This is a genomic window from Streptantibioticus silvisoli (assembly GCF_027947535.2).
Lineage (GTDB): Bacteria > Actinomycetota > Actinomycetes > Streptomycetales > Streptomycetaceae > Streptantibioticus_C > Streptantibioticus_C silvisoli.
This window is the reverse complement of sequence record NZ_JAAGKO020000013.1, coordinates 147,512-159,883: the sequence shown is the minus strand read 5'-3', so window position 1 is coordinate 159,883 and position 12,372 is coordinate 147,512. Positions and strand designations below refer to the sequence as shown.

The following is a 12,372-nucleotide window of genomic DNA, read 5'->3' as shown; positions in this document are numbered from 1 at the left end:
GGCTTCGGGGCGATGGGGCCGGCGGGGGTGGGGTACGGGGGTGCGCGGGGGCGTGCTTGACGAGTTGGGGCGGGGCGAGGGCAACGCCCGTGCGGAGGAACGGCGCACGGGTGCGCTCGCCCGGTCGGGCCGGCCTCCGGTGCGACGAGATGACCGGAGGCCGCGCAGAACGTGGGCGCGGTCGCGAACCACCGGTCGGGCCGACCCTCGGGGCTGAAGGGGTGGCCGGGGTGTGCGCGGAGGAACGGCGCATCGTTGCGTTCACCCGGCCGGGCCCGCCCCGGGGCGAAGGAGTTGGCGAGCCCCGCCCGCGACGGCCGCACCCGCGATCCGGCGACGGCGGTGGCGCGGTCGGCGGGCGGGCCGTGTGGCCGAGGCGTCGGCTACCCGCCGGCGCGCATCCGTTCGAACAGGTCCGGGTCGTGCGCGGAGACGATCGCCAGGTCGGGGTCGGCCCGCCGGTGGAGTTCGGCGAGGCGGGCGTGGTTGTCGCGGACCCGCGCGCCGTCGAACGCGACGAGGGACTCCATCGCGCGCAGGGCGGCCGGCCCGCGGGAGCGGCCGTCGATCGTTCCGTGGTGGTAGAAGGCGTCGCCGCAGTGCAGCAGCCAGCGGGCGCCGGCGTCGACCGCGACGGCCGCGTGGCCCCGGGTGTGGCCGGGGAGCGAGACGAGGACGATTCCGGGAGCGACGGCGTCGAGTTCCCTGGCCGCCGCGAACCCCCGCCACTTCTCCCCGTCGGGGCGGTGCTCGACGATGACAGGCCCGTGCGCCCACTGCGCCGACCGGAACCGCATACGCTCCCGCCGGGACGGCGCGACCATCGCCCCGAAGACCTCGGCCGCGGTGACGTGGATCGTGGCGTGCGGGAAGTCGGACAGGCCCCCGATGTGATCGGCGTCGAAGTGCGTGACGACGATGTGCCGCACGTCGTCGCGCCGGAAGCCGAGCCGTTCGACCTGGTGGGCGGCGGTCTCCCGGACGTCGAACGCCGGTTTGACGACGTGCCGCATCGCCCCCAACCGCCGCGCGGGTTCCGCGATGTCGTCCAGCCCGTAGCCGGAGTCGACGAGCACCAGACCGCGGTCGGTCTCGACCAGCAGGACGTGGCACACCATGGGGGCGGTGGGCATGCGCATGGTCCCGCAGTTGAGGTGGTGGACTTTCACAGCAGACGTCCTCGCGGGCTCGGCCGGCCGGCGGCGCGGCGCCTCGCGCCGACGTCGTCCGCACCGCTGGGTCGGCGGCGGAATGATCCCGCAGTCTGACACGTCCGCCCGGCGCCTCGGCGGCCCTTCACCGGAACGGGCGGCCGAGGTGTTTCGGGCGGAACGCCGGTCGACGGCCGAGTCGCTCCGACCCGTGCCGACCTCCGGGCGACGCCGCCACCCCGCGCCGTGCGCTTTTCACACCGGGCGCCCCGCTCCCGCCCGGAAGCCGCGCACCCTCCGCACCGGGCGCCCCGCCTCCGCACCGCTCGGAAGCCGCGCCCCCTCCGCACCGGGCCACCCGCACCCGCTCGGGAGCCGTCCACCCTCCCCCACCGGAGCTCCCGCACCCCGCCCGGATCGCGGCACGCCCCGGCCCCTGCGGACGGCGGGGATCACGCCTACCCTGGGCATTGTGTCCGCCGCGTCCACTGTGTGGCGGTCGGCGGTCCGGCGGCCGCAGCGGTCGGCCGAAGGCGTCCGGGGCATCGCCTGGCGAGGACCCCGTGAACGACGTCGCCCCCGCGTGCGGCCCGGGCCTCATCACGACGAGAGGACGATCCATGGAGTTCCCGGAATTCGTTCAGTCGGTCGCCGCGCGCACGGGTCTGTCGCGCGAGGAATCCGCGGACCTCAGCCGGGCCACCGTCGAGTTGCTGGGGCACATGCTCAGCTCCGGCGAGGCGCGGGACCTCGCGCTCGAACTCCCCGCGGAACTGCGGGAGTACGCGCGCCAGGAAGCCGCGCACCGGGAACGGCTCGACTTCCGGGAGGCGGTCCTGCGCGTCCAGCAGCACACCGGACTGTCGGAGGCCGAGAGCGACCGGGGCGTCCGGGCGGTGCTGGCGACCCTCCGCGAGGCGGTCAGCGAACGCGAGTTCAGCGACGCGATGTCGCAGCTCGGCCACCGGTTCCTCCAGAAGATCCCGTAGGACCGGTCGGCGGGCGTCCACCCTGTGCGCCCGGGGCGCCGCTCCGGGGACCCGGTGTGACGCGTTCGGCACGGATCGTGAGAGGTCGGTGCCGGGATGCGCCGGGTGTGCCGGCCGGCACCCGCGGTGACGGTCCGGTCCGCGCGGCGCCCCGGGACCGAGGTCGTGGACGCCCGGCGGACGCCGGAAGGCGGAAGGCAGAAGGCAGAGAGCGGAAGGCAGAAACGCCGGAAGGCGGACCACCGTGATCGGTGGTCCGCCCTCCGGTCAGTGCGCCGCCGGGGTCACCCGGTGGTGTACGCCGCGACGTAGCCGACGCTCATCGTGCCGCCCGAGCTGGTGGAACCGCTCGGCGTGGTGCAACCGCACTGGCCGTTGGGGAAGCCGCCGCCCATCGCCAGGTCGAAGATGATCGACAGGTTGTGGTCGAAAGCCGCCTGCCAGGTGGAAGCGCCGACCTGGCCCTCGCTGACGCTGAAGTACTGGTTGCCGTCGAGGTAGAACGTGATGGACTCGTTCGAGGCGTCCGTACGGTCGAGGATCATCGAGTACGTGTGGAAGCCGGTCTGGCAGCCGCCGCACGCCTGAAGACCACTGCCGATGCCGTTGCCCTCGTTGCACGGGCCGCCCGGGTCGGTGCCGCAGTGGATCGTCCCGGCCACGTCGGAGAGCGAGTTGACGTCCTCCATGATGTCGATCTCGCCGTTCTCGGGCCACTGGCCCGGGCCCAGCATCCAGAACGCCGGCCAGTAGCCGGAGCCGCTGCCGGGGTTGGGCTGCTGGATGGAGGCGGTGACCTCCAGCTTGCCGCCGGCCGGCGCGCCGACGTTGGCGCTGGTGGTCTGGATACGACCCGACGTCCAGGCGCCGCCGTTGTTCAGGGCGGTGATGTTCAGGTGACCGTTGCCGTCGAGGTAGACGTTGCTCGACGAGTTGGTCATCGTCTCGATCTCACCGGTGCCGAAGTTCGAACCGGGGCCGGTGTCGTACATCCACTGGCCGGACGGCGCACTGCCCGACCCGCCGGCGAAGTCGTCACTGAAGACGGTGCTCCAGCCCGCGGGGGGACCGGGCACCGGATCGGCGCTCGCCGCGGTCGGGAAGGCCACGAAGACGGCGAGCAGGCCCACCGTGAGCAGGGCCGCCTGACGGCGGAAGGCTTTGAACGTCGAGCGCGCGCCGCGCAGCGTGCTCTTCATTCTGGGGTTGGACCTCATCTGCGACTCCCAAAAAATCCATCGACCGCCGGGCCGGATCACCACGACGACCGCTGAGTGATGCACCGCCGCCCGAACTGGAAAGCACGGCAACGGTGTTCAGCCTTTCGGGCCCCGGAATTCGCTGCTCGGCGGTGGGGGGAATTCCGGAAGCCGAGTAGCAGAAAGCCGGGAGACTGAGCATGAAGACGGTGGAGCGGTGTGCGCAGGAACGTAACCTTCGTCACAGGGCTTCGTTCCTCGGGAAGTATCGGTCTAGGCCAATGGGGGGTCAAGAGGTCCGCGCGAGCGCCGAATTGGGGTCATTCCCCCCTCGGCGGGCCGCTCCGGCACCGGATCGGAGACTCCACGCGCACCGATCCACCAGCGCGGCAGCCCCCGGGAACCACTCCCGCCCGGCCGAACGTGATCACGCGTGCGGACGTTCGCACGCCGCACGCCCTCCACCGAATCGGCACGGCCCGTGAGCGGAACCCCAAAGATTCCACATTCCATGCCGCGCATTCACCGATTCACCGCGCATTCGGCGCGCGTTTCCGGGTACACGTATGCGCTCGCAACCGTCCGACCGCGCGACCGCGCATTCGAGTCCGACGGGGCTCACGGGAGCACCTTAAGGGCTGCGGCGTCCATCGCGGCGTCGGGGGGCGTCGCGGCGGCGAGCCTCCGGCGGGGAGTTGGGTGGGGCGTCGCGGCGTTGGGCAAGCCTCGCGGGCGTTGAGTTGGGCATCGCGGCGGCGGATGTCAGGCGGAGAGTCGGGCGGATCATCGCGGCGCCGGCCGGGCTCGCGGGCGTTGAGCGGGGCATCGCGGCGAGCGGGCTCATCCGGGGGCTCAACGCCGCCTCCCCGCCGGCCCGGTCCGGCAGCCGCCCCGCGCCGAGCGCCGGCGGACCCCACACCGCACGGCGAGTCTCGCGGCGTGGCGGGCCTCGCACCGCCCGCCACGTCCCGCGACGCCGCAGCCCCTACACCGCCCGGCGAGTCCCGCGGCGCGGCGCCCCCGCCCTGCACCGCCCGGCGAGTCCCCCGGCGCGGCGCCCCCGCCCCGCCCCGCCTCAGTGGCCCCGGTCGATCCACTCCTGGAGGTGGGGGCGTTCGGCGGCGACCGTGGTGGTGTCGCCGTGGCCGGGGCGGACCAGGGTGGCGGACGGGAGGGGGAGCAGGCGCTCGCGGATCGAGTCGACGATGGTCGGGAAGTGGGAGAAGGAGCGCCCGGTGGCGCCGGGGCCGCCCTGGAAGAGGGTGTCTCCGGTGAAGACAGTGCCGAGGGCGGGCGCGTGCAGGCAGACCGCACCGGGGGCGTGGCCCGGGGTGTGCAGCACGGTGAGTTCCGTACCGGCCACCGTGATCACCTGACCGTCGGTCAGGTCGCCGTCGGGGGCGCGGTCCGGATGCGTGCGCTTCCACAGCGGGAGGTCGTCGGCGTGCAGCAGGACGGGCGCGCCGGTGCGGTCGGACAGCTCGGGGGCGGCGTCGATGTGGTCGTTGTGGGCGTGGGTGCACACGATGGCCCGCAGGGTCCGGTCGCCGAGGGCCGCCGCGATGGCGTCGGCGTCGTGCGCCGCGTCGATGACGATCGCCTCGGTGTCGTCTCCGACGAGCCAGACGTTGTTGTCGACGTCCCACGTGCCGCCGTCGAGCGAGAAGGTGCCGGAGGTGACGAGGTGTTCGACGCGCACGGCCATCAGCGCGTCACCGCCGGACGCGACGGGACCGCGGCCGGCCCGCCGGCACCGGCTGCCCGGCCGCCCGCCGCCGTCCGCCGGTGTGCCGGGGCGCAGGTCCGCACCCGCTCGCGTTCGTCCGCGCCCGGGACGGAGGCCCGGCGGCTTTCAGGGATCATCGCTCGGCACTCTTTCGTCGTGGTGTGTCGTTCGGTCGTGATCATCTGTACCAGGTGGTCCGCGCGGCCGTGAACCGGAACGGCCCGTCGGGGCGGCCCGCGCGGGCCCGGATTCGCCGCGTTCCGCCGTCCGGGGAGGGGCGGGGCACACCGCAGCGGGGACGCCTGAAGTATTTCCTGACGATGTGCTCCTCGCAGCATTGCTCTCATTGAGTGGCCTTGGCGGAAAGCTCTCGAAAAATAACGTTCGCAATGCCACTGTCTTGTTACTCCATCCGAGTCCGCTCGGTTCCGTTTGACGGGACCGGAAGGGAATGGCTGTGACCATCGCGCAGTGGCTCAAACAGAATGTGACCATCGACGACAGAGCACTCCGCTGGTACAGCGGACCGGAGTGCGAGGACCGCATTGTCCGCGCCTACCGGGAACTGCTGAGCGGCTATGAGGTGGACGCCTCGAAGATCCTCAAGACGACCTGTCTGGTGGAAGGGGAACACACCGGTGTCGTGCAGGTCCACGACAACAACTTCTTCTCCATCTGCGCCCACCATTTCCTGCCGTTCTTCGGAAAGGTGAGCATCTGGTACGTGCCGGGGGACCGGATTCTGGGTCTGGGGAAGTTCCCCCGCCTGGTCCAGGCGTACAGCCGGCGCTTCCAGATCCAGGAGTACCTGGTGAAGGAGATCGCCGAGGAGATCATGTCCTCCGGCGGCGCGCGGGCGGTGCGGGTGACGTCCAGCGGCAGGCACATGTGCATGTGCAGCCGCGGGCCGTCGGACCAGACCGCGATCACCGACACCTCCTACGTCGCCGGGGACCAGCAGCTCCTGGTCGGCTACGGCCTGGCCGGCTGACCGGGGCCGTCCGGCGGGAGCCGGAGCGCCCTCCCGCCAGACGTGGAGTCCTTGGGACACGGGCCGCCGACGGGGGAAGGCCGCAGGAGGGCCGGGCGGAAGCGACAGCGCCGACGACGGGCCGCTCGACGGCTGGGTGCCCCCGCTGCGCGGGGGTTGGTGAGAGGGAGAACCGAGTGCTCCGCAGGTCCGCAGGAAGCCGCGGCGAGGGCGGTTCCGCCATCGCGTGGCGGCAGGTGGGGGTGACCTGGCTCGCCGGGGTTCAGGCGGCGGTGGGTCTGGGGGCGGTCTCACCGGTGAGTTCCGCCGTCCGCTCGTCGCTGGGCCTGTCGCTCGGCACGGTCGCCTGGGCCACGTCGGGCATGACCGTGGTGGGGGCGGCGTTCGGCATTCCGGCGGGACGGTGGATCAGCCGCTACGCCGCCCGTGACGCGCTGGTCCTCGGCCTGCTGGTGATCGCGGCGGCCGCGGGCGGCAGCGGGCTGTCCGGCTCGTGGCCGGCGCTGCTGGGGTCGCGGGTGCTGGAGGGCGCCGGGTACCTGCTGGTCTTCGTGGCCGGGCCCACCGTGGTCGCCCGGCTGACCCGGGGCCGGGCCAGGACGGCGGCGCTCGCCGCCTGGGGCAGCTGCGTGCCGGTCGGGCTCGCCCTGGCCACCGGGGTGGGCGGCGCCCTGGCCCCCGGACCGGCCTGGCACCGCTGGCTGGCGGTCACCGGCGTCGGTCCGCTGCTGGCGGCCGGTGTGCTCACGTTCGTCCTGCCGCGACTGCCCGCCCCGCCGGTCACCGGGCGGTCGGTGGCCGGCGGCACGCTGACCCGGTCCCTCGGCCCGGCCGGGGCGTATGCCTGCCTGTCGCTGGTCGGTATCGCGGTGCTGGTCCTGCTGCCGGACTTCCTGACCGGGGTCCGGCACACCACCGGCGCCGAGGCGGGCAGCGCCACCGCCCTCGTCTCGCTGCTGAGCGCGCTGGGCGGGCTGTTCGCGACGTGGCTGCTGGGGCGCGGGGTCGCCGTCAAGGCCCTGGTGCCGCTGGCGGTGCTGATGCCGCTCGGCTGCCTGCCCGCCTTCTCCTCGGGGGTGCCGCTCGGCGCGGTGGTGGGGGCGGCGGGCGTCGTCCTGTTCGTCGACGGGCTGCTGATCTCGGCGGTGTTCGCCGTCGTTCCGGACGTGGCCCGGCGGATCGAGGACATCGACCTCGTCAACGGCTCCCTGTCGCAGTTCGGCAGCCTGGGCGTCCTGCTGGGGCCGCCGCTCTTCGGCCTGGCGGTGGGCCGGGCCGGCTGGGAGGCCACGACCGCGCTGGCGTCGCTGTTCACCGGGGCGACCTACGGACTGCTCGTCCTGACCGTCCGCGTCGCCGCCTCGCCGGCACCGGCCCCGCCTCGGCCGACACCGCCGGCGGGCCCCGATCCCGGTCCGGGTACCGGTTCCGACCGGGTGCCGGACGGGCCGCGTTCCCGGGGGACGGAATGAGAATCGATTCCCTCGTCCCTAACGACGAGAGCTATCACGAATACTGCCTGTACTGCCGTGCGGAGGCGGTCGAATGGATCGTCGTGGACGGCAGGAGGAAATGCGTCTGCCACGCGTGCGGCGAACGGGCCGACCGGGCCGTCATCATCGATCCGGGAATCTCCTGGTGGCTGGGGAGGAACGGCGAATACTGGCACGAGAGTTCCGGTGTGTTCGTCCGGGATTCCCTGCACCGGTTCCTGTTCTTCCAGCGGCGTGCTTTTCCGTTCGCCATGACCGTGCCGGCGGGCCATGTCGACCGCGGTGAATCCCCGGCCGCGGCGGCGGTGCGGGAACTCGGCGAAGAGGTCGGAATTCCCGGCGCCGGCGTGCGGCATATCGCCAGCGACCCGCTGCTGGGCGACGGCTGCCGCCGGGGATCGGACGCACACCTGTGGCACGCCTACCTCCTGGAGGTCGCCGCCGCGCCGGAGGTGACGGTCAACGAGGAGGGCGGGGCGCCGGTCTGGCTGACGCTCGACGAGGCCCGGTCCCGCCACCTCACCTACGCCGTCCGGCACGTCATCGACCGGCACGCGGCAGCACTCAGCGCCGAGCACCCGCAGCGCGCCGACCGCTGACCGACGACCGGCGGCCGGTGCCCGGGACTCGCGCCCCGGACACCGGCCGCCGTCAACGGGCCGCGTGCGTGCGGTGGTTCACACTTGCTGACGCCGCGTCAGGGCGACAGCTCGGCGATCCGGGAGAAGCCGTCCTGCGTCCCGGTGACGACCACCCGCACCTGGGTCGTGGTCACCGGTGCGGCGAACGGGACCCAGCGGCTCACCGAGGAGTTGCCGGTGACGCTCGCCCGCGTCGTCCACTGCGTTCCGTCCCACGTCTGGACGGTGAAGTCGGTGGGGACGCCGTCGGACATCGAGACGAAGGCCACGCCCTTGAGGGCCACCGCGGTCGGGGCGGTGACGGTGAGGGTGTCCGGATAGACGTTCTGGCTGTCGTCGTTCCAGAACGTGGCGGTGTTGCCGTCGACCGCGTTCCCCGGGTCGTAGGTGCGGGTCGCGCCGTCGACCTCGTTGGGCGCGTGGAAGCTCGAAGCCGTCGCCGTGGTGCCGGACGGCCAGCTGCCGAAGACCGGGACCCCCATCGTGGTGTCGGCCACCGTGCCGTCCGGCGCCCGCACCTCCACCGGCACCTGGTAGGTACCGCTTGCGGCGTCGGCGGGGACGGTGACGTGCAAGGTGGTGAGGGTGAGGGAGTTCGCCGGGGTCAGCGGGACCTGTGCCGGGGCCGCCGTCACGGTCCAGCCGCTGGGCGCCCGGGCGCTGACCGTGGCCGATCCGGTGCCGGTGGAGGCGGCCCCGACGGCGGCGACGGCGTCCGAGCCGGTGCCGGCCTTGACGGGCGCCGCGTCGTTCGCCGTCACGGTGAGGTGGGTGACCGGGGTGCTCGGCGGGGTGACGGTGAAGGTGTAGTCGCCGGAGCCGGCCGTCAGGGTCAGCGTGGTCCCGCCGGCCGCGCCGGTGGTCAGTCCCGGGTCGGACTGCGCGGCGTGGCCGGCCGTCCAGACGGTGTGTCCGCTCTCGGTGACCGTGGACTGCGCGCCGCCGAGCAGCGGCAGGCGGATCGTCGCGGTCGCGCCGACCGGCACGACGGCGTGGTAGGTGAGGTCGCCGCCGTCGCGCTGCCAGGAGCTCTCCACCGTTCCGCGTACGGTCTGCTGCCGGGCCGAGACGTGGGTGAGGTCGCCGACCACGCTGGGCGCCAGGGTGAGGCTGCTGTACGCGGAGCCGCTGTCACCGGGCTGGATGCCGGCGAGCTGCTGGTAGAACCACTGGCCGATCGAACCGCCGAGACCGATGTGGTCCTTGGAGGAGGTGCCGTCCGGGGCGGCGGAGTCGTCCCACTTCTCCCAGATGGTGCCGGGGCCCTGGTCCACCATGTAGCCGAAGCTCGGGTAGTCCTGGCGTTCGGCGACGGCGAGGGCCACGTCGTTGCGGCCGTACGCGCCGAGTGCCTGGAAGACGTAGGTGGTACCGACGAATCCGGTGGTGACGTGGTCGTCGTGCGCGGCGATGTCCTGGACCAGCCGGTCGAGGGTGGTCTGTTCGTCACCGGCCGGGACGAGGCCCAGCACGAGCGGCATCGCGTAGGACAGCTGCGAGCCGTTGCCGAACACGCCGGTGTCCTGGTCGAAGTAGCGCTTGAGGAATCCCGTGCGCACCTGCTGGGCCAGGTCGTTGTAGTGGCTGGCGTCCGCCGGGTGGCCGGTGACGGTGGCCATCTTCGCCAGCAGGCTCGCGTCGAGGTAGTAGAAGGCGGTCTGGAAGTACTGGTGCGGCGTGCTCACCGTGGACAGCCAGTCGTCGCCCCAGCTCGTCGGGGAGCCGGTCACGACGTGGTCGGCGTCGCTGATGGTGCCCAGGTAGTCGACCCACGCCTTGACGTGCGCGTAGTTGTCGATGATGGGCTGCTCGCTGCCGTACTGGGTGTAGGAGTCCCAGATGATCTGCGGGTACGCCGTGCCCCACGCCGGGTCGGTGTTCCACGAGCTCTGGCCGCCGTTGGCGGGCGCGACGGACGGGATGCTGCCGTCGGGGTTGGCGCTGGTGACGATGTCGCCGAGCCACTTGTCGTAGAAGGACTGCATGTCGTAGTTGCTCATGGCCTCCTGGTCGGAGTCGCCGGCGTCGCCGAGCCAGCCGTGCCGTTCGCGGGTCGGGCAGTCCTCCGGGATGGACTGGAGGTCGTTGAGCTGGGTCTGGGCGACCGCGTCCTGGATCTTGTTCAGCAGCGGGTCGGACGTGCTGAACTGCCCGGTGGTGGCCACGCCGGTGTGCTCGACCTGCGCGGTGACGGTGACCTGCGCGTCGTCGGGCAGGCCGGTCAGCTCGGCGTAGCGGAACCCGGCGTAGGTGAAGTGCGGGGCGTACGTCTGCGTTCCGGCGTCGCTGAAGGTGTAGTGGTTGGTCTGCCGGGAGGGGTCGCTCGCCGAGAAGCTGATGTTGGCGGTGGAGACCTGGCCGTCGGACGCGAGCATCTCGCCCTGCTTGATGACGACCGTGGTGCCGGCCGGCTCGTCGGCCCGGACGGTGACCCAGCCGGTGCGGTTCTGGCCGAAGTCGTAGACGCGTTCACCCGCCGCGGGGCGGGTCTCCTTGACCGGTGCGACCGTCGAGACGACCCGGGTCGGCGGGGTCACGTCGGCCTGCGGTTCGGTCAGGGAGTCGTAGCCGGTCGACGGCGTGGCGCCGTACGCGCCCAGTTCGGCCAGCCGGAAGGTGCAACTGCTGCCCTCGCACTGGAGCTTGGTGGCGGTGACGCGCACGTACCGGCCGGTGGTGTCGGCCGGCAGGACGACCGGCGAGGCGCCGGGGGCGGGCTGGTCGGCGCCGGTCCGGTCGACGACGGTGGTCGCCGTGGCGAACGTCGGGTCGTCGCTGACCTGGACCTTGTACCGCACCGGGAAGCCGACGCCGGGCAGGTCGCCCGCCGGGTCGTTGGTGGGCCGCGCCGGGAAGAGCCGGATGGTGCGCAGGTCGCGGTCGGCGCCGAGGTCGGTCTGGACCCACTCGGTGACGTCGGGGCTCGACTCGATCTTGGAGTGGTAGCCCTCGGAGGAGTCGACCGAGCCGTCGATCCCGTCGGTGAGCGCGGCCGGCGACCAGCCGGCGGTGGTCGTGGTGTCCAGCGCGGTGACCGGCTTGCCCTGGGCCAGGCTCACCGGGTGCGCGACGGGGAACAGCGCGCGGGCCGCCGTCCAGGAGCCGTCGTCGAACCCGGGCGCGTCCCAGCCCGGCTGCGCCTTGCGGGCGTCGTCGCTCTCGCCGTACCAGAAGTCGTCACCGGTCACGGGTCCGGCGGCCGTCCTCCACGACGGGGAGGTGCCGAACGCCGCCGTCGACCCGTCGGTGTAGGTGACGTCGAGCTGCGCGGCGAGCACCGGGTCCCCGCTGTACTGTCCCTTGCCCGCCATGAACGCCAGGGTGTTGGCGCCCTGGCGCAGTTGCCCGGTGACGTCCAGGTCGCGGTAGAGCACCCGCGAGTCGTAGTCGGTCACCGAGGAGTCGAGGACCTCGGTGGGGTCCACCCGCGCGCCGTTCAGGTGCGGTTCCGCGACCCCCTGCGCGCCGAAGTACAGCCGGGCCCTGGCGACGGGCTTGGTCAGGTCGAAGTCGTCGCGGGCCAGCGCGCCGTCGTCCAGCCGCAGCCACCAGGCGGACCAGTCCGACGAGTTGAGCAGGCCGGTGTCGAACGACGCCGGCGCGGACCACGCCGACGCCTCGTCCTGGGTGTTCCAGGTCCTGACCGACCAGGTGTAGGTGTGGTCGCTGACCAGCGCGGGGCCGGTATAGGCCACGTCGGTGGAGTTCGACGACGCCACCTTCCCGGAGTCCCAGCCGGCTTCCCGCCGGCCGGCCGCGCCCTCGGCCGCGGGCTCGACACGGATCTCGTAGCCGGTCTGCGCCTCGGCGCGGCCGTTGTCGCGGACCGTCCAGGCCAGTACCGGCCGCGCCTCGCCGACCAGCGCGTCCGACGCCTGCCCGTCGACGCGCAGCCCCGCCGGGGCGAGCGGGGCGCCGGCGGGCCGCCGGGCGGAGGAGGGCTCGGCCGCGGCCCCCAGGGTGGCCACCAGCGCTGTCACGACCAGCGCGGACAGCACCGCTGTCCGTTTCCGCCGGCCTCTTCGGTTCAAGGACGCAGTCACGGTGGTGCCTCCCGGGGGCTTCCATGGGGATTCATCGAAACGTTTCATGTACCTGCCATGGTCTTACCGGTTGTCCGTGCCACGGACAAGGGCGGAGACAAAGACCGCCTTCTCCCGGGCCGCCCTTTCGCCCCGGTGG

Annotated in this window: 8 protein-coding genes; 4 read left to right on the top strand and 4 right to left on the bottom strand. The window is 72.9% G+C overall.

The features are described from left to right. Positions 1–383: 383 nt before the first annotated feature. Positions 384–1,169: an MBL fold metallo-hydrolase gene (locus tag POF43_RS12020; RefSeq protein WP_271317514.1), complete on the bottom strand. Its 786-nt coding sequence runs from the start codon at positions 1,167–1,169 to the stop codon at positions 384–386. A 602-nt stretch (positions 1,170–1,771) separates the two neighbouring features. On the opposite strand from POF43_RS12020, the gene POF43_RS12015 reads away from it, so the two are divergent. Then, positions 1,772–2,140, top strand: a complete 369-nt coding sequence (locus POF43_RS12015; RefSeq protein WP_271317513.1) for a DUF2267 domain-containing protein — start codon at positions 1,772–1,774, stop codon at positions 2,138–2,140. Positions 2,141–2,424: 284 nt separating this feature from the next. Here the strand turns inward: POF43_RS12015 and POF43_RS12010 are convergent, their stop codons facing one another. Together POF43_RS12010 and POF43_RS12005 are read right to left on the bottom strand one after the other, a co-directional pair. Then, the gene (locus tag POF43_RS12010) at positions 2,425–3,339 is read right to left on the bottom strand and encodes a glycoside hydrolase family 16 protein (protein WP_271325591.1); all 915 of its coding nucleotides are present in this window, start codon (positions 3,337–3,339) and stop codon (positions 2,425–2,427) included. A gap of 1,075 nt (positions 3,340–4,414) precedes the next feature. Further along, a complete protein-coding gene (locus POF43_RS12005) occupies positions 4,415–5,044 on the bottom strand; it encodes an MBL fold metallo-hydrolase (protein ID WP_282704548.1) in 630 nt (209 codons plus the stop codon). Between the two features lie 478 nt (positions 5,045–5,522). Between POF43_RS12005 and folE the strand changes: the two genes are divergently transcribed. From folE to POF43_RS11990, 3 genes are all read left to right on the top strand, one after another. Continuing rightward, on the top strand, positions 5,523–6,056 hold the full coding sequence (gene folE, locus POF43_RS12000) for a GTP cyclohydrolase I (protein ID WP_271314040.1): 534 nt from the start codon (positions 5,523–5,525) through the stop codon (positions 6,054–6,056). Positions 6,057–6,232: 176 nt separating this feature from the next. Further along, complete coding sequence (locus POF43_RS11995; RefSeq protein ID WP_271323170.1) at positions 6,233–7,528, top strand: MFS transporter; 1,296 nt, start codon at positions 6,233–6,235, stop codon at positions 7,526–7,528. Beyond that, positions 7,525–8,148 (top strand): NUDIX hydrolase, encoded by a 624-nt coding sequence (locus POF43_RS11990; RefSeq protein ID WP_271323169.1) that lies wholly within the window; start codon positions 7,525–7,527, stop codon positions 8,146–8,148. The genes POF43_RS11995 and POF43_RS11990 overlap by 4 nt, the downstream gene beginning before the upstream one ends. 98 nt (positions 8,149–8,246) lie before the next feature. On the opposite strand, the gene POF43_RS11985 is transcribed toward POF43_RS11990, so the two are convergent. Further along, complete coding sequence (locus POF43_RS11985) at positions 8,247–12,188, bottom strand: family 78 glycoside hydrolase catalytic domain (RefSeq protein ID WP_271323168.1); 3,942 nt, start codon at positions 12,186–12,188, stop codon at positions 8,247–8,249. Between the last annotated feature and the right edge of the window lie 184 nt (positions 12,189–12,372).

What these genes read in the sequence shown, in the direction of transcription:
- POF43_RS11990 (WP_271323169.1), top strand. Translation starts at nt 7,525, where the DNA reads ATGAGAATCGATTCCCTCGTCCCTAACGACGAGAGCTATCACGAATAC.
- POF43_RS12005 (WP_282704548.1), bottom strand. Translation starts at nt 5,044, where the DNA reads ATGGCCGTGCGCGTCGAACACCTCGTCACCTCCGGCACCTTCTCGCTC.
- POF43_RS12015 (WP_271317513.1), top strand. Translation starts at nt 1,772, where the DNA reads ATGGAGTTCCCGGAATTCGTTCAGTCGGTCGCCGCGCGCACGGGTCTG.
- POF43_RS12010 (WP_271325591.1), bottom strand. Translation starts at nt 3,339, where the DNA reads ATGAAGAGCACGCTGCGCGGCGCGCGCTCGACGTTCAAAGCCTTCCGC.